Annotated in this window: 11 protein-coding genes; 1 reads left to right on the forward strand and 10 read right to left on the reverse strand. The window is 73.1% G+C overall.

What is annotated here, in order from left to right:
• Positions 1-426 precede the first annotated feature (426 nt).
• The 5 genes from E2C05_RS04775 to E2C05_RS04795 all read right to left on the reverse strand — a co-directional run bounded on the left by E2C05_RS04775 (position 427) and on the right by E2C05_RS04795 (position 5533).
• Complete coding sequence (locus E2C05_RS04775) at positions 427-1215, reverse strand: ABC transporter permease (RefSeq protein WP_133218461.1); 789 nt, start codon at positions 1213-1215, stop codon at positions 427-429.
• A complete protein-coding gene (locus E2C05_RS04780) occupies positions 1212-2051 on the reverse strand; it encodes an ABC transporter permease (protein ID WP_133218462.1) in 840 nt (279 codons plus the stop codon). The genes E2C05_RS04775 and E2C05_RS04780 overlap by 4 nt, the downstream gene beginning before the upstream one ends.
• A gap of 3 nt (positions 2052-2054) precedes the next feature.
• Positions 2055-3074 (reverse strand): extracellular solute-binding protein, encoded by a 1020-nt coding sequence (locus tag E2C05_RS04785; RefSeq protein WP_133218463.1) that lies wholly within the window; start codon positions 3072-3074, stop codon positions 2055-2057.
• Between the two features lie 77 nt (positions 3075-3151).
• Positions 3152-4171, reverse strand: a complete 1020-nt coding sequence (locus E2C05_RS04790; protein ID WP_240046570.1) for an ABC transporter ATP-binding protein — start codon at positions 4169-4171, stop codon at positions 3152-3154.
• Between the two features lie 24 nt (positions 4172-4195).
• Positions 4196-5533: an aspartate aminotransferase family protein gene (locus E2C05_RS04795; RefSeq protein ID WP_200305536.1), complete on the reverse strand. Its 1338-nt coding sequence runs from the start codon at positions 5531-5533 to the stop codon at positions 4196-4198.
• Positions 5534-5721: 188 nt separating this feature from the next.
• Here E2C05_RS04795 and E2C05_RS04800 point away from each other — a divergent pair, with 188 nt between their 5' ends.
• On the forward strand, positions 5722-7125 hold the full coding sequence (locus E2C05_RS04800; RefSeq protein WP_133218465.1) for an amidase: 1404 nt from the start codon (positions 5722-5724) through the stop codon (positions 7123-7125).
• A 188-nt stretch (positions 7126-7313) separates the two neighbouring features.
• Here the strand turns inward: E2C05_RS04800 and E2C05_RS04805 are convergent, their stop codons facing one another.
• From E2C05_RS04805 to E2C05_RS04825, 5 genes are all read right to left on the reverse strand, one after another.
• On the reverse strand, positions 7314-8297 hold the full coding sequence (locus E2C05_RS04805; protein ID WP_158291955.1) for a Bug family tripartite tricarboxylate transporter substrate binding protein: 984 nt from the start codon (positions 8295-8297) through the stop codon (positions 7314-7316).
• A 193-nt stretch (positions 8298-8490) separates the two neighbouring features.
• Positions 8491-14076, reverse strand: a complete 5586-nt coding sequence (locus E2C05_RS04810; protein ID WP_133218467.1) for an Ig-like domain-containing protein — start codon at positions 14074-14076, stop codon at positions 8491-8493.
• Positions 14077-14103: 27 nt separating this feature from the next.
• Positions 14104-16191 (reverse strand): BTAD domain-containing putative transcriptional regulator, encoded by a 2088-nt coding sequence (locus E2C05_RS04815; protein ID WP_133218468.1) that lies wholly within the window; start codon positions 16189-16191, stop codon positions 14104-14106.
• 229 nt (positions 16192-16420) lie between these two features.
• Positions 16421-16927 carry a hypothetical protein gene (locus E2C05_RS04820; protein ID WP_133218469.1) on the reverse strand — a complete coding sequence of 169 codons (507 nt, stop codon included), beginning with the start codon at positions 16925-16927 and terminating at the stop codon, positions 16421-16423.
• Positions 16928-17147: 220 nt separating this feature from the next.
• Positions 17148-17693, reverse strand: a complete 546-nt coding sequence (locus E2C05_RS04825) for a hypothetical protein (RefSeq protein WP_133218470.1) — start codon at positions 17691-17693, stop codon at positions 17148-17150.
• Positions 17694-17854 lie beyond the last annotated feature (161 nt).

The following is a 17854-nucleotide window of genomic DNA, read 5'->3' on the forward strand; positions in this document are numbered from 1 at the left end:
CTGCGTGGCGCATCGGGGCGGAGGAGGGGGCGGCCGCCCCCGGCCCGACCGGGTCCCACCCGACCGCAGGCGCCCAGGCCCGGCGCGTCCGGCTGGGCGAACCCTGCGGCTGCGGTGCCCGCCCGCTCCGCCCGGACCAGCGCGGCCCGCCGGCAACCGTTCCCGGTCCCGGGGAAGGCGGGCCTGCGGGAGGCCGGGCGCGCTGCCGCGGCGGCCGCGTGCGACGCACCCGGCGATGCCGGTTCGATGGTGCGCGGGGGGCGGGACGTTCTGCGTCCGCCGGACAGCAAGGCCGACCTCATGCCGATGCGGTCCCGGAGAAGGCTAGCGGCGTGCCGGCCATGTCAACCTGCGGCAGCCTGGGCTGGCCGGAAGGTGATCGGGCGCGCGGGCAGCTGCGGCGGGCCTGGCCGGGCCCGGCGCCCGTCAGGTCAGCGCGGCAAGCCGCACGCCGCCGCGCCGCAGCAGCCACAGGATCAGCGCGATCGCCACGAAGCTGACCGCGATCAGCAGGGTGGCGATGGCCGTGATGGTCGGGTTCACCTGCAGCACCAGCTCGTTGAACATGCGCTTCGGCACCGTGTCGAAGCGGCCGGCGATGAAATGCGTGACGATCACCTCGTCGAAGCTGGTGATGAAGGCGAAGATCCAGGCGGCGAAGACGCTGGGCAGCAGGTTGGGCAGCAGCACCCGCCGCACCATGGTGGCGGTGGAGGCGCCGAGGCTGAGCGCCACCTGCTCGATCCGCGGGTCGAAGGACCGGATCGCCACCGACATCACCAGCACCACATAGGGCACGCCGAGGACGGTATGGGCGACGACCAGGCCGGGCATCGTGCCCAGCAGCCCGGCCTGGGCGAAGGCGATGTAGAGCGCAACCGCGACGATGACGCTGGGCACGACCAGCGGCGCGATGAAGATGCCTTCGATCAGCGGCCGGCCGCGGAAGGTCCCCCGTACCAGGCCATAAGCGGCGATGCCGCCGAGCAGCAGCGCGGCGGTGGAGGAGGCCAGGGCGACCAGGGCGGAGTTCACCAGCGCCGCCACCCAGCGGGCATCGCCGAAGAAGCTGTCGTACCACCGCAGCGACAACCCGGGCGGCGGGAATTCCAGCGAGCTGGCGCTGGAGAAGGACATCGGGATGACGACCGCGATCGGCAGGCACAGGAAGGCCAGCACCAGCACGCCATGCAGCGCCAGCAGCCGCCGGGTCACGACGTCGCCCCGCGCGCGCCGACCCAGCGGGACAGCGCGAAGCAGACCAGCGTGACGACCAGCAGGATGGTGGACAGCGCCGCCGCCGCCTCCCACCGCGCGAACTGGTTGATCAGCAGGTCCAGCGCATTGGCCACCATCGGCACCCGCCCGCCGCCCAGGATGGCTGGGGTGATGTAGAAGCCGAAGGTCAGGATGAAGACCAGGATGGCGCCGGCCGCCAGCGCCGGCAGGCTGAGCGGGAAGAAGACCCGGCGGAACACCGTGAACCGCGAGGCGCCGAGCGATTCCGCCGCCTGCAGCAGCCGCGGGTCGATCCGCAGCATGGCGGCGAACAATGGCAGCACCAGGAAGGGCAGCAGGACATTGGTGGTGCCGATGATCACCCCCGTCTCGTTGTACAGGAAGGCGACCGGCGCGGCGACGAGGCCGAGGTCGAGCAGCAGCCGGTTCACCAGCCCGGCATTCCCCAGCACCACGATCCAGGCATAGGTGCGCACCAGGATGCTGATCCAGAAGGGCAGCACCACCAGCGCCACGGCCAGCACCTGCCGCTGCGGCGGCAGTCCGCGCATCCAATAGGCCAGCGGGTAGCCCAGCAGCGCGCAGGCCACGGTGGTGACCAGCGCGATGCGGAAGGTGCGGCCGAGCACGCGGAGATAGACCGCGGTCTCCAGCAGCGCCTGGTAATGCTCCAGCGTCGGTTCCGGCGGCGGCCCCGGGTTGAGCACGCTGCGTGCCAGCATGAGGCCGATGGGCAGCACGAAGGCAGCCAGCATCAGCCCCAGCAGCGGCAGGACATAGCCGAGTTCGGCCGGCAGGCGGCGGCCGGCCATGCGCTACAGCCCCAGCTTGAACTCCTGCCAGCGCCGCTCCACCGCGTCGCGGTTCTGCGCCCACCAGGCGGGGTTGCCCAGTACCTGCACCGCCTTGTTCTCCCGCGTCGTCGGGAATTCGCCCAGCTTCGCCTGCGGCAGCAGCGCATCCAGCTGCGGGCTGGCGCCGGTGTAGGAAATGACCTCGGCCGCCTTGGCCTGGTTGGCGGCGACCGACATCTCGTGCAGCAGGCCCATGGCCGCCGCCTTTTCGGCGGGGCTGGCGCCCTTGGGCACGACGAAATAGGACAGGTCGAGCAGCCCCTGGGCATAGGTCAGCCCGATCCCCGCCTGCCCGGCCACGCGCCCCGAGTAGGAGGCCGCGTACTGCACCTCATTGTCCTTCAGCAGCTGCGGCGGCTGCGCGCCGGCCGCCCACCAGACGGCGACGCTGCCCTTGATGCGTTCCAGGCTGCGGAAGGCGCGGTTGAGGTCCAGCGGATACAGCTTGTCCGGCGCCACGCCATCGGCCAGCAGGGCCATGGGCAGCGCCAGGGTGAAATTGTCCGGCAGGGTGCGCTTGCCGGGGAATTCGCGGGCGTTCCAGAAATCCGCCCAGGACCGCAGCGGCTTCGCATCGGCGCGCCAGGCCATGAGCGTGGAGTAGTACTGGTAGCCGAAGGCATGCGGCAGCCGCGCCTCGTCGAACATCGGGTCGGGGGCGATCGCGGCCCAGTCCAGCGGCTCGATCATGCCGGCCGCCTGGGCGATGGCGGTGGACAGGCTGCCGAGTTCGAACAGCACGGCGGTGACGCTGCGCGATTCCACCATGGCGCGCAGCTTCCCAAGCTGGTTCGGATTCTCCCGCACCACGCGGATGCCGGTGCGCGCGGTGAAGGGGCGGACATAGCCGACCTCGATCGAATCGCCGGACAGGCCGCCGGCCTCCACCATGCGGATCTCGCGCGCCGCGCCCTGGGCGCGCAGCAGGCCGGGCGCCGCGACCAGCGCCGCGCCCTGGAGGATGGTCCGCCTGGTGGTCATCGCCTGGTCTCCTGGCCCTGGGGAGGATCGCGCCGCATTCCGGCACGGAAGCGGCGTTGGCGCAACGCGCCCCGGCATCAGCCGGGAATCATCCAGGCATCGGCGGCATCCCAGTCCAGCGCCACCGCATCGCCCGCGGCGAAGCCGCCGCGCCGGTCCACCGCCGCAGCCACCAGCGGCCCGGCCGCGCTGTCCAGGTGATAGCGGACGGACTGGCCCAGATAGATCACCTCCGCGACGCGCGCCGCCAGCCCGTCCGGGCCGGGCGGCGCCAGGCGCAGGCATTCGGGGCGGATCAGTGCCGTCACCGGGCGGCCGGGCGACTGCCCCGTGGTGTCGCAGCGCAGCCGCGTGCCGTCCGCCAGCAGCAGCGCGCCGGCGTCCTCGGCCACCCGGCCCTCGAACAGGTTGGCGGTGCCGAGGAAATCCGCCACGAAGCGGTTGCGCGGCCGGCGATAGGCCTCCTGCGGCGCGGCGATCTGCTGCACCCGCCCCTCGCTCAGCACCACGATCCGGTCGGAGAGCGACAGCGCCTCCTCCTGGTCATGCGTCACCAGCACGGTGGTGATGCCGAGGTCGCGCTGCAGCCGGCGCAGTTCGATCTGCACCTCCTCACGCAGCTTGCGGTCCAGCGCGCCCAGGGGTTCGTCCAGCAGCAGGATGTCCGGGCTGAAGACGATGGCGCGGGCCAGCGCGACGCGCTGCTGCTGGCCGCCCGAAAGCTGCGAGGGCTTGCGCCGCTCGAACCCCTCCAGCCGCACCCGCGCCAGCGCCTCCGCCACGCGCCGCCGCGCCTCCCCGGCTGCGACGCCGCGGACCGAGAGCGGGAAGGCGATGTTGTCGGCGACCGTCATGTGCGGGAACAGCGCATAGCTCTGGAACACCAGGCCGATGTTGCGCTGCGCCGCCGGCAGGTCGGTGACGTCGCGGCCGCCGATCAGGATGCGCCCGGCGGTCGGCCGGTTCAGCCCGGCCACCACCGTCAGCATGGTAGTCTTGCCCGACCCGCTGGGGCCGAGGATCGTCACGAACTCGCCCTGCGCGACCTCGAGCGAGACATCCTCCAGCGCCGCCACCGCGCCATAGCGGCGTGCCACGCCGTCCAGCCGGATGGACGACACCTAGGCGATGGCCCGCAGCCCGGCGTCCAGCGCCGCGCCGAATTCCTCCACCTCCGCCGCCGTCATCGGGGTGGACAGGGCGCCGGAGATGTTGGGCGTGGTCAGGATGCCATGCGCCAGCAGGAAGCCGAACAGCGCGGATTGCCGGGCGCTCTCGGCCTGCGTCGGATAGGCGTCGCGGTAGGTGCGGATCGGCCGGTCGTGCAGGTGCAGGCGGAACAGCGACCCCATGCCGGTGACCTGCCCCGGCACACCGGCGGCGGCGATGGCGGCCCGCATGCGGTCCCGCACCGCCTCGCCAAGCACATCCAGGTGCCGGTGCGCCGCGGCATCAAGCAGCCGCAGCGAGGCGATGCCGGCCGCCATGGTGATGGGATTGGCCGAGAAGGTGCCGCCATGCGGCACCACCGGGCGGCCCATGCTGGCATCGAACACCGCCATCGCATCCCTCGTGCCGGCCACCGCGCCCACCGGCTGGCCGCCGCCGATGATCTTGCCCAGCGTGGTGAAGTCCGGCTGCAGGCCGAACAGCGTCTGCGCCCCCTGCGGGTGCAGGCGGAAGCAGATGATCTCGTCGAGGATGAGCAGGATGCCGTGGCGCCGGCAGGCCGCCTGCAGCCCCTGCAGGTAGTCCGGCGTGCCCGGCACCATGCCGACGCGGGAGGGGATGGGGTCCAGCACCACGGCGGCCAGGTCGCGCGCATGGGCCTCGATCAGCGCCAGGCTCGCCGGCAGGTCGTTGAAGGGAAGCACCACTGTGTCGGCCAGCACGCCGGGCGGCGTGCCCTTGGTGTAGGCGTTGCGGGCCGGCGCGTCCGGCGCGCCCCAGTTCGCCGGGCCGCTGTCGTAGCTCACCTCCACATGGTCATAGGCGCCGTGGTAGCCGCCTTCCATCTTGGCGATCTTCGGCCGGCCGGTGGCGGCGCGGGCGGCCTTGATGGCGAACATCACCGCTTCCGACCCGCTGTTGCAGAAGCGGATCTGCGAGAGGCCGGGGACGCCGCGGCCGCAGATCGCCTCGGCCAATTCCACGTCGAGTTGCGTCGGCAGGCCGAAGGCCATGCCGCGCGCCGCCTGCGCCTGCACGGCGGCGACGATCGCCGGATGCGCATGGCCATGGATCAGCGAGAAGAAATTGTTGGAGAAGTCGAGGAAGACGCGGCCATCGGCATCGGTCACGCGGCAGCCCTGGCCGGAGACGGCATAGGGTGGGTGCGGTGGCCACCAGATGGTGACCCGCGTGGCGCCGCCCGGCATGATCCGGCGGGCCCGCTGATAGAGCCCCGCGGAGGCCGCCAGGGAGTTGCTGCCGATCTGCACGGCGGCGGTGTCGTCCATGCCGCGATCCCCCTTGCCGCCGCATTCCAGGGCGGCGTTCCGGGGCTTGTCAATGCCGGGGCCGCTGCCACGCCCGTGCGGTGCCTTGCGCCGCGCGATGCCGGCATGCGCAGAATGCCGCGGCCGATGCGCCGATCGCCGGCGGCAGGATGCCGACCGGATGCCGATCACCGGAAGGGAGACGGGCGATGACGTCCAGCGGAACGGACTGGCACTTCCTCGAGCTGACGGAGATCGGGCGCCGGATCCGCGCGCGGGAGATCTCGCCGGTCGAGGCAACCACCGCGCAGCTCGGCCGCATCGCCGCGCTGGACGGGCGGCTGCGGAGCTACGCCCATGTCATGGCCGACCAGGCAATGGCCCAGGCGCGCGCGGCGGAGGCGGCGATCGGCCGCGGCGATATCCGCGGCCCGCTGCATGGCGTGCCGATCGCGGTCAAGGATCTCTGCTGGACGCGGGATGCGCCGACGGCGGCCGGCATGCCCATCCACCGGAATTTCCGGCCGGAGGAGGATGCGACGGTGGTGCGGCGGCTGGCCGCCGCCGGCGCGGTCATCCTCGGCAAGCTGCAGCTCACCGAAGGCGCCTATGCCGACCACCATCCGGACGTGCCGGCACCGGTGAATCCCTGGGATGCGGCGACCTGGTCCGGCGCCTCCTCCTCCGGCTCCGGCGTCGCCACCGCGGCGGGGCTCTGCTACGGCTCGCTCGGCTCCGACACCGGCGGCTCCATCCGGTTCCCCAGTGCGGCGAACGGCGTCACCGGCCTCAAGCCCACATGGGGCCGGGTGAGCCGGTACGGCGTGTTCGAACTGGCGGCGACGCTGGACCATGTCGGGCCGATGGCGCGCAGCGCGGCCGATTGCGGCGCGATCCTCGGCGCCATCGCCGGCGCCGACCCGAAAGACCCGACCGCGAGCCTGGAGCCGATGCCCAACTACCTGGCCGGGCTGGGCCGCGGGCTGCGGGGCCTGCGCATCGGCGTGGCGGCGGACTTCAATGCCGGCGCCGATGCGGAGATGCTGCGGGCGACGGAGGAGGCGCTGCGCGTCGTCGCGGCGCTCGGCGGCGAGATCCGCGAGGTGCGGTTCCCCGCGGTGGACCAGGTGATCGAGGACTGGTTCCCGCTCTGCGCCGTCGAGACCGCGGTGGCGCACGAGGCCACCTATCCCGCCCGCAAGGCTGAATACGGCCCGGCCCTGTCGGCGCTGATCGAGCAGGGCCGCGGCGTCTCCGGCCTCGACTACCAGAAGATCGTGCTGCGGCGGCACGACTTCGCCGGCCGCGTGCGGGCCCTGTTCGAAGGCATCGACCTGCTGGTGGTGCCTGCGCAGGGCTTCGCATCCCCCACGGTCGCCGGAATGGCGACGCTGGGTCAGGATCCTGCGCTGATCGCCCGGCTGCTGCGCTTCACCTGCCCCTTCGACATGACCGGCAGCCCGACCATCACCCTGCCCTGCGGCTTCACCGAGCGTGGTACGCCGATCGCCTTCCAGTTCGTGTCCCGCCACTTCGAGGAGGATCTGCTGACACGGGCTGGCCATGCCTACCAGCAGGCGACGGACTGGCACCGCCGGCACCCAGCGCTGTAGGGGCCACGGCTGCCCGCGGCCCTGGCCCAGGCCGGGCTGCGACACCGGCCCTGCGGCGTCGGAGGCATTCGGCGGCGTCGTCCGGCCGGGCCGCCCGGTGCCCTGCCGTGCCCCGTGCCGGCGCGCGGCCGCGATCCCGGGGGCCGCCGGGCGAACCGGGACGCAGGCCGCCCGGGGGCGCGCCGCGCTCAATCCACCGTTGCGCCGGAGATCCGGACCAGCGTCGCGGTGCGGGTGATTTCCTGCGCCTGGAAGGCGGCGAATTCCTCGGCCGTGCTGCCCACCGCCTCGTAGCCCAGGCCGGCGACGCGGTCCCGCATGGCCGGCACCCGCATCGCCGCCTGGATCTCGGCCGACAGCCGGGCGATCACCGGCGGCGGCGTCCCCGCCGGCGCCAGCACGCCAAGCCAGCTGCGGAAGGTGAAGCCCGGCAGGGTCTCGGCGATGCTCGGCACCTCGGGCATCAGCGCCGACCGATCCGGGCTGGTCACGCCGATGGCCCGCAGCTGCCCGGCGCGGATCTGCTGGATCGCCTCGATGATCGGGGAGAACACCACATCGACCCGGCCGGCGATCAGGTCGGCATTGGCCGGCGCGCCGCCGCGGTAGTGCACGAGGGAGAACTTGACCTTGGCCGCTTCCTCGAACTGCGCGGCGGCGAAATGCTGCGAAGAGCCGGAGCCGCCCGTGCCGCAATTCAGCCCGCCGGGCCGCGCCCTGGACAGCGCGATCAGCTCCGCCATGGACTGCACCGGCGGCGAGGGATGCACCACCACCACGGTGGTGGAATAGACCATCAGCGAGATCGGCGCGAAGTCGCGGGCCACGTGGAAGGGCAGCGACCTGTACAGCGCCTGGTTCACCGCATGCGTGCCCATCGAGGCCATCACCAGCGTGTAGCCATCCGGCGCGCTGCGGGCCACCGCTTCGGAGGCGATGTTGCCGCCGGCGCCGGTGCGGTTCTCCACCAGCACGGTCTGCCCCAGCCCGGGCGAGATCGCCTGCGCCAGGATGCGTGCGGCGGTGTCGGTGCTGCCGCCGGCGGCGAAGCCAACCAGCAGGCGGATGGGCCGGTCCGGCGCCCAGGATGGCTGCCCCAAACCCTGGGCCCGGCCCGCACGGACTGGCAGCGACAGGCCGGCGAGCGCCGGCAGGATGGCACGACGTTGCATGCGTGGTTCCTCCCCGCGGGGCCTTGCCGCCCCGCCGGGCGAGGCTACCGCCCCCTGGCCGGCACCGGAACCATCGGCGCCGCCGCCCAGCCTGGCGTCCCGCCCGCCTCGCTCGGCGCCAGCCCCTGGGAGGATCCGGGTCCGGCGCCGCTGCCGGCGTCCCGCGTCCGCGCAGGCCCTGCCGCGATCCGTTCTAGAGAAGGACCAGGTCGGCCAGCGTGAGCGCCGGCCGGCCGGCGAGGACGGCCAGCACGACCCCTGCCTCGGGCCCCTGGCCATCCTGGTCCCAGAGCAGCGTGCCGCTGGTCCTCTGATAGACAAGCTGCGGGTCGCTGCCCGCCGCCTGCCCCTGGCCGAGCAACAGCCCACCCGGCCCCAGGCCGAAGCCGGCGGCCGACAGGCCGATCTGGTCCTGGCCCGGGGTGAAGTCCGAGATGCGGTCCGGGCCGTCGGACGGCGCGTCGAAGCGGAACAGGTCGCGGTCCGCGCCGCCGGTCAGGGTATCGCGGCCGGCGCCGCCCGCCAGCGTGTCCAGGCCGGCACCGCCTGTGAGAGCGTCGTTGCCGGCCAGGCCTTCCAGAAGATTGTCGCCGGCATTGCCGCGAAGCCGGTTGTCGAGCGCATTGCCCTGGCCGCGCAGCCCCTCGGTTCCCAGCAGGATCAGCGTCTCGACCTCCGGCGCCAGGGCCCAGTCGATGCGGGTGCTGACCTGGTCGATGCCTTCGCCGGGCTGCTCGACGACCTGGTCGCCGGGATCGTCCACGACATAGGAATCGTCGCCCGGGCCGCCGCGCATCGTATCGCTGCCCGTGCCGCCATTCAGCAGATCGCCGCCGCCGCCGCCATCCAGCGCGTCATCGCCCGGGCCGCCCGCCAGCACATCGTCGCCGCTGCCCGCGATGATGGAGTCGTCGCCGGTGCCGCCATTGGCCTGCACCCGCTCCGTCAGGAAGCCGAGATCGACCCGGTCGTCGCCGGGGCCGGTGAACACGGTGCCGCCGCCGCCCGCCGGGGCCGATTGCAGCACCGCCACCTGCGCGATGCCGGTGGCCACGCCGCCCGCGCCATCGGCGACGGTGTAGCTGAAGCCGCCGGTGCCGACGAAGCCGCGCGCCGGCGTGAACACGGCATTCCCGCCGGTGAGGGCGACCGTGCCCCCGACCGCGTTGCCCACCGCGGTCACCGACAGCGCATCGCCGTCCGGATCGCTGTCGTTGCCCAGCAGGCCGGTCAGCACCGGGATGACCAGCGCCCGGCCGGGCTGCGCCGTGAACGCATCCGCCACCGGCACGGGCGGGGCATTCGCCGCCTCGACCAGGATCGCGACGGTGGCGAAGCCGCTCACGGCCGTGCCGTCGGTGACGCGGTAGGTGAAGCTGTCGGCCCCGGTGAAGCCGGCAGCGGCGCGGTAGAGCAGGCTGCCATCCGGCTGCATCGAGACGGTGCCGCCGCCCGGCGGGGTGATGTCGGCGATGCGCAGCGCGTCGCCATCCGCGTCGCTGTCGTTCGCCAGCAACTGGCCGGCCTCGAGCCGGAGCGGCTGACCGGAGCGGGCCTGGAAGGGCCCGTCCGCGGCGGCAACCGGCAGGGCATTGCCCACCTTGACCAGGATCGTGCCTTCCACGGTCACGTAGCCATCGGTGAGGCGATAGCCGAAGCTGTCCGGCCCGGCATAGCCTGGCCGTGGCTGGTAGATGAGCTGGCTTCCGGCGAAGGTCACGGCGCCGTTGCGGGCGCCGACCGCCGCGACCACGGAGATGGCGTCGCCTTCGGCATCGCTGTCATTTGCCAGCAGCGTGGCGACATCGATGCCCAGGGGCTGGTCGGGAAGCGCCGCGAAGGGCCCGTCGGTGCCGGCGACCGGCGCGCTGTTGACCACGTTGAGCAGCACCCGCCCCTCGACCTCGACGGTGCCGTCGGTCACCAGGTAGCCGAAGCTGTCCGGCCCGGAATAGCCGGGCTTGGAACGGTAGACGAATTCCGTGCCGTCGAAGTCGACGGTTCCGTTCTCGGCGAAGACCACGCCGAAGATGCGCAGCGGATCGCGATCGGCGTCGCTGTCATTCGCCAGCAGGACGCCGGTGTCGATGCTGAGCGGCACGCCGGGGCGGATGTCGAAGGGCCCGTCGGTGCCGGCGACCGGCGCGCGGTTGACCACATCGACCAGCACCGTCCCATCCGAGATGACGAAGCCATCGCTGATCCGGTAGCCGAAGCTGTCGCGCCCCACAAAGCCCGGGTTCGACGTATAGGTGAAGACGCGGCCGTCGTAGGAGATCGTGCCGTTCTCCGCCCTGAGCGTGCCGACGACTTCGAAGCCATCGCCGTCGGCGTCGCCGTCGTTCTGCAGCAGGAGGCTCTGGTCGATGCTGAGCCGCACGCCTGGCCTGATCTGGTACGGCCCGTCCGTCACGGCGACCGGTGGATTGTTGACCACGTTGACGAGGATCGAGCCCTGCACCGTCTCGAAGCCGTCGGTGACCAGGTAGCCGAAGCTGTCGGGCCCGACATAGCCGGGGTTGGACTGGTAGACGAGGTTCTGGCCGTTGAAGGTGACGCTGCCGTGCTGGGCGGCGAGGCCGGCGATCACGCTCAGGCTGTCGCCATCGGCGTCGCTGTCATTGGCCAGCAGGATGCTTGTGTCGATGTTCAGTGGCACGCCGGGCCGGAGCACGCCAGGGCGGACATCGAAGGGACCGTCGGTGCCGGCGACCGGGGCGGCATTGACGACGTTGACCTCGATGGCGCCCTGCACCGTGACATAGCCGTCGGTGAGGAAATAGCCGAAGCTGTCCGGCCCGACATAGCCGGGCCGGGACTTGTAGACCAGGTTGTCGGGCCGGAAGGTGACATCGCCGTTCAGGGCGCCGAGGCCGCCGATGATCTCCAGGAAATCCCCGTCCGCGTCGCTGTCATTGGCCAGCAGGGCGCTGGGATCGATGTTCAGGGGCACGCCGGGCCGGATGTCGAAGGGCCCGTCCGTGCCGGCGACCGGGGTGGCGTTGACGACGTTGACCTCGACGGCGCCCTGCACCGTGACGAAGCCGTCGGTCAGCAGGTAGCCGAAGCTGTCCGGCCCGGCATAGCCCGGCGAGGACCGGTAGACGAGGTTGTCGGGCCGGAAGATGACGGCGCCATTCCGGGCGCCGAGGCCGCCGATGATGGTGAGGAAATCGTTGTCCGCGTCGCTGTCATTGGCCAGCAGGGCGCTGGGATCGATGTTCAGGGGTACGCCGGGCCGGATGTCGAAGGGTCCGTCCGTGCCGGCGACCGGGGCGGAATTGACCACGTTGACCAGGAACGTCCCCACGACATCCACGTAGCCGTCGGTGAGGAAGTAGCCGAAGCTGTCCGGCCCCGCGTAGTCCGCCGGCGCCCGATAGACGAACTGGACGCCGTCGAAGGTGACCTGGCCTTGCTGCGCGAAGACGACGCCGGAGATGCGCAGCGCGTCGCCGTCGGGGTCGCTGTCATTGAGGAGCAGGCCGGCGACGTCGACGCTGAGCGGCACCCGCGGCCGGACGTCGACCGGCCCGTCGATGCCCGCCACCGGTGGGGAATTCACCATGTCGAAGACGACGGTCGCCGTGCTGGACGCGATGCCGTCGCTGATGGTGTAGGTGAAGCTGTCGCGGCCGATGAACCCGGGCGCCGGCGCATAGACGACGCTGTCGCCGTTGAGCAGCACCGAACCGTTCACCGGCGTGGAGAGGGCGGTGATGGTCAGCGCGTCGCCATCGCCGTCGATGTCATTGCCCGTCAGGTCGGCCAGCGACAGGATGCGGCCGAGGCCGGGCCGCGTCACGAAGGCGTCGTCCAGCGCGACCGGCGCGGTGTTGGTGATGGCGATGCGCACCGTCCCCACCGCCGTCCTCGTGCCGTCGGTGACCTCGTAGGCGAAGCTGTCGGTGCCGACGAAGCCGGCGGCGGGGGTGAAGAAGATGCTGTTGCCGAGCAGCACCGCCGTGCCCGCCAGGGTGCCGGTGAACAGCCCGGTGATCGACAGCGTCCCGCCATCCGGGTCGCTGTCATTGACCAGCAGGTCGGCCACCGGGATCACCAGCAGCCGGTCATGCAGCAGGGTCAGCTGGTCGTCGCCGGCGACCGGCGGGCTGCCCGCCACGGCGAAGGACAGCAGCGCGCCGACCCGCGGCGTGTCCCGCTGCGCGCCCAGCAGGTCCGGCGCGTCTTGGATGAAGTAGTCGAAGGCGTAGCCGCCAGCATAGCCCGCCGCCGGCGTGAACTCGATGCGGTCGGCGAAATAGGCGATGCTGCCCAGGTTGCCGGGCGCCAGCAGCTGGTAGCCGGCCAGGATCAGCGGGTCGCCGTCCGGGTCGGTGTTGCCGCCGCCGCGGACCAAGTCGTCCAGCAGCACCGTCGTCGTCACGCCCGGCTGCACGGTGATGACCCTGTCGAAGACCTCCGGTGCCCGGTTGTCGACGCGGATCTGGACCGTGGCGGTAGACAGCCCGCCGAGTGCATCCGCCGCCTGGTACTGGAAGCTGATCAGGTCGGGCCCGCTATTGGCATGGGTGAAGCGGACCACCTGCGCCGGCAGGTCGAGGATGAAGGACCCGTTGGAGCGGTTCACCTGGGTCACGCCCGGTGCGATCTGGAAACCGCCGACCAGGCCGGTGACGGTCAGGTCCGGCGCGTCATTGGCCAGCAGGACCGAAAGGGGGATGATCTCGCCGCCGCCGATGGTGCCGCGCAGCAGGTCGTCGGCGGCGCCGGTCTGCGGCGCGGCCACCACCGTGACGATGCCGGTGCTGCCCTCCAGGCCATGCACCGGGTCGAAGGGCGTGTAGCGGAAGGTCAGCGTCGGGGTGAAGGGCGTGGCCAGCGTCACCAGGATCAGCCCACCGGCATAGCGGGCGGGGTCGTAGCCCGCGGCGGCGATGCCCGCCGCATCCGGCAGCACCTGGTAGGTCGCCGGCGCCGACCCGGTGTCGAAGCTGCCGAGGACGAGGGCGTCGCCCTCGGCATCGAAGTCGTTGGCCAGCAGGTCGGCGACGCTGATGGGGATGACGGTCGTGCCGGCGGCGGCCTCGACCGTGTCGCTCAGCGCGATGGTCGGCCGGTTGCCGCCGACCGGCAGCAGCTTGTCGAGCGTGGCCAAGGCCAGCGGCACGTCGCCCGCCTTCAGCGCCACGGCGCCGATCCCGAAGGCGACCTGCTCAATATCGCTGAACTCGGTATCCGTGAGCGCCACTGCGCCCACGACCCCGATGGCCCGGTAGACCCGCAGAGCGGAGTCGAAGAAGATGTCGTACTGGTCCGGACGGCCGGGCAGGACCAGCGTATCGATGCCGGGGCCGCCGGCGACGATGTCCGCCACGGTGGCGCCCGGCGCGCCGGGCTCGATCAGATCATCGCCGGGACCACCGAACAGGACATCGCCATCGGCGCCGCTGACCAGCACGTCGTTGCCGGTCGCCGGCCCGGTGCTCGCGAACAGCTCGTCCTCGTCGCCGGCCAGGTAGTCCGGGCCCGTCCCGCCGAGCAGGGTGTCGTTCCCGTCGCCGCCGATGATCGTGTTCAGGCTGGTGGTGGCCGCGGAGATGCTGTCGTCCCCGGGGCCGCCAGCGGCGGTGACGGAGAAACCGGAGGCCAGGATGGTGTCGTTGCCCTCCTCGCCGAACAGCACGTCGACGGCGCCGGTGCTGGGGCCGGGGCTGATGAGCCGGTCATCGCCGCCGCCGCCGCGGATTTCGTCGAGGATGTCCGAATCGCCGACCAGCGTATCGGGCCCGGGGGTGCCGTCGATCAGCCTTACCATGGCATGGGTCTCCTCTCCGGGGGCGGCTCAGGCATCGAAGGCCCGCAGCAGGGCGCCGCGCAGCGCCTGGTATTCGGTCTCCACCTGGCCGGGGAAGCGCCGGCCGTAGAAGTGGCGCGCGGTCTCGTAGAAGCCGTCCGGGCTGAAGCTGGGGCGCATCTGCCGCAGCACCGTGGCGGCGGCGCGGGCCTCGGACTCGCGGCCCTGCAGCCCCAGCGCGCTGGTCAGCGCGATCCAGCTCAGCGGGTAGCGGCCATACAGGCCGATCGAGCGGCGGCAGGCGCCCTCCATCGCCGGCAGGTCGCCCAGCCGGAAATGGCACCAATTGGCGTAGTGGTGCCACAGGAAGGCGCGCGGGTCGCGCGGGCTCAGCCGCACCGCCTCGTCCAGCAGGTCCAGGCTGCCGCGCGGATCCTCCCCGGCAGAACGGCGCACATGCGCCAGCATCGCCCGCCCGTTGGCGTCGTTCGGGTCGCGCGCCACCGCCAGTTCCAGCAGGCGCAGCGCCGCGTCGATGTCGGCGGCGCAGTAGATGGCGGATTCGGCGCAATGCACCAGGACGAAGGGGTTCTCGGGGTCCAGCGCCAGCGCCTCCTCCGCCCGCGCCCGCGCCAGGCGCTTCTCCGCCGGCGGGTCCGGCACGCTCTGCGACACCGCGCGCCACGCATGCACGGCGGAGAGCAGCGCCAGCGCCATGGCGTAGTGCGGGTCGCGCTCCAGCGCGCGGGAAAGCGGTTCCATCACGCGGTCCAGCGCCTCCGCATGGCGGCCGCGCAGCAGCACGGCATTGGCGCGCTGCAGCCAGGTCCAGGCATCCAGGTCGCGCGGCGGCTGGCGGACCGCGCGGGCGATCTCCTCCTGCAGCAGGCGGGGCTGCAGCCGGCTGGCGAGGCGGTGGACCACCCGGTCGCGCACCGCCATCAGGTCGTCCATCGGCCCGCCGCCGGTCTCGGCCCACAGATGCTGGCCCGTGCGGCCCTCGATCAGCCGCAGGTTCGCCTGCATGCGCCGGCCATCCTGCTCGACGCTGCCCTCCACCAGGTAGCGCACGCCGAGTTCGGCGGCGATCCGCCGCGCATCCACCGGCAGGCCGCGATAGGCCATGGCCGATTGCCGGGCGACCACGAAGAAGCCGGGCAGCCGGGCCAGGGCGTTGGTGATCTCCTCCGTCAGCCCTTCCGCCAGCACGTCGCGCGCCAGCGGGTCGTGCGACAGGTCGGCGAAGGGCAGCACCGCGATGGAAGGCCGGTCCGCCACCGGCGGCAGCGCCATGGCGCCCGGCGCCTGCGGCAGCGGCGCCAGGTCGGGGGCGCGGCGGATCCAGTCCAGCGTCACGCCGCCGGCCGGCGCGGCGGCTGGCAGCGGCGGGCGCGCCCCCAGCGCCACCGTGGCCGCATCCAGCAGCGCCCGCGTCTCCGGCATGGGATCCGTGCCGTGCCGGGACCGCAGCGCCTCCGCGCAGTCGCGGTACTGTTCCAGCACCCGCGGCAGGTCGCCGCGCTCGGCATGGTGCCGCATCAGGATGCGGTGCACCTCCTCGCTGGCCGGATCGAGCGCCAGCACCCGCCGCGCCAGGGCGGCGGAGCCGTCGCCGGCCCGCAGCAGGCCGAGCATGAGGTCGAGCGCCGCCTGCCGCAGGGCCGCGCGCTCGCGCATCAGCCAGTCGCCGAAGGGGTCGTCCGGTTCGCAGCGGACATCCTGCAGCAGGTCGCCGCGGTACAGCGCCACCGCGGCCGTGCCGCGGCCGGGATCGGCCAGGGTCTGCCGGAAGGCGACCACGTCGATGCCGGCATCGATCGGCAGGCCGAAGGGAAACTCCGCGCTCGCCGCGGCGGCCGGCGCCGGCCAGCCCAGGGCGCGGCGCAGCCGCAGCAATTCCTGCCGCAGGCTGCCGCGCCGCTGCCGCAGGCTGCGGCCCGGCCAGAGCAGGGCAGCGAGGTCATCGCGCGACCACGGGGCCTGCGGCGCGGCCAGGCAGGCCAGCAGGGCCACCGACCGCCGGCCGAGGCCGGCGACCGGGGCGCCGTCGGCCTGTCGCGCCTCGAAGGCGCCGAACAGGCGGATGGAGAGTTCCGGCCGGGTCCGCGCCGGCCCGGCATCCCGTCCATCGTCCACGCCAACCATCCTCGCGCTGCGGCGGTGCCGCACCTGGCACCCGGCCATCGCGGCAGGGCGCTCAGGCTCCCGCCCGACCGATCCTTCCCTGGCGGTTAGCGTATCTCATCCGGTTTCACGTGCCGGCGTCAAAACGGCATCAATCCGCCCAATCCCAGGTTTGACGCTGACCCTTGCCGCAGTCCCGTGGCGCGGCCGGGCGTCGTCCCCGCCCGGGTCGGGCGCGCCGTCAATGCAGCGTGGGCCGGCCGGCGGATCGGTGGTCCGGGTCCGGGTCCGGGCCGACCGGGGCCGGCGCGGCGATGCGGATGTCGCAGTCGCCGGCGGCGGCGGCCAGCCTCTCGGCCAGCGGCAGGGCCGGCATGACGCAGGGCGGCGCCAGCCAATCCGCCAGGACGTCCAGCGCGCCGAGGGCATCGTGGCGCTGCAGCGCCTCCAGCATGGCCAGCAGCAGCGCCTCGTCGCGGCCAAGCACCGGGCAGGCGCAGCAGCGGATGTCGAGCGGGCGCCGCATGCCGCGATGCATGGCATCCAGGAAGGTGTCGAAGGCCTGCACCGCCGCATCCGGCAATTCGCCCTGGCGGCAGACCTCGCGCCAATCGGGGGCATCGGCGGCGCCGGGCCGGCGGGCGGCGACCCAGCGGCGCAGGACCGCGACGCAGAACAGCGCCTCCGGTTCCAGGTCGCGGACCGGGCAGCCCCCCGACGCGTCCTCGCGGTGCAGGCAGGCGGTCATGCCGGCTCTCCGCTGGCGTCGCTGCGCCGCGCGCCTGGGGTCGAGGCGGCCGGCCGGTTGGCCGCCACCCGGGCATCGCCCGGGGGCGGGGCGGCCGGGGGATGCGGGATCGCGCCGCGCCGCGGCGGTGCGGCGCGCGGCGCCGGGCGATCCGCCGCCATGAGCGCGGCCAGGGTCGCGGGGCCGATGGAATGGTGTCGGAGCAAGGAAGCCTCCCGGATCAGTGGCGGGGCGGGTGGGCGGCCGGCCAGGGCGCGGCGGCCCCGTCCTCCGGCGCCATGCGGTCGGGCAGCAGGCGGGGCCGCAAGACGAAGCCGGCGGCCAGGAACAGGTCGCCCAGCCCCTGCAGCGGGCCGATGGCGAAGCGGGCACCCTGGTCGGACAGCCAGCCCTCCCGTAGGACCTGCCGCGCCAGACCGGTCTCCCGGCCCTGGGCGAGCCGTGCGGCATGCAGCAGGCGCTGCTCGTCCGGGCCCAGCCCCGGGCAACCGGGACAGCCGATCGCCAAGGGCCGCCGGGCGGTCCGGGCGATGACGCGCAGCAGCATGTCCAGCGACGCCGCGGCCGGGGGCAGGCCGGCGGCGGCGGCCATGGCGCCGAGGCGCGGCCACGGATCCGCCGCGCGCCGGGCATCCTCCACCCAGCCGCGCGTGGCGAGCAGCAGCAGGGTTTCCGCCGGCTCCAGCGCCGCGGCCGTGCTGGGATAGCCGTGCAGGAGGCGCGGCGCGAAGGCCAGGATGCGGCCCATGGTGGTGTTCCGGGACATGACCGGTGGCAGTGAAGGCTAATTGCGAGTGCGTCGCAACTGCAATTCAGGTGAGCAGCGCGGGATAGGCGCCGCCGGCGGCGGCGCCCGCCCCCGGGCGGCCGTGCCGGCCGATCCCGCGACGGTCGGCCCTGGCGCGGGGCGCGGCCGGTTCGGGGCGG

Origin of the sequence: Paracraurococcus ruber, from assembly GCF_004353985.1 — a bacterium.
In the GTDB taxonomy this organism is placed as follows: Bacteria; Pseudomonadota; Alphaproteobacteria; order Acetobacterales; family Acetobacteraceae; genus Paracraurococcus; species Paracraurococcus ruber.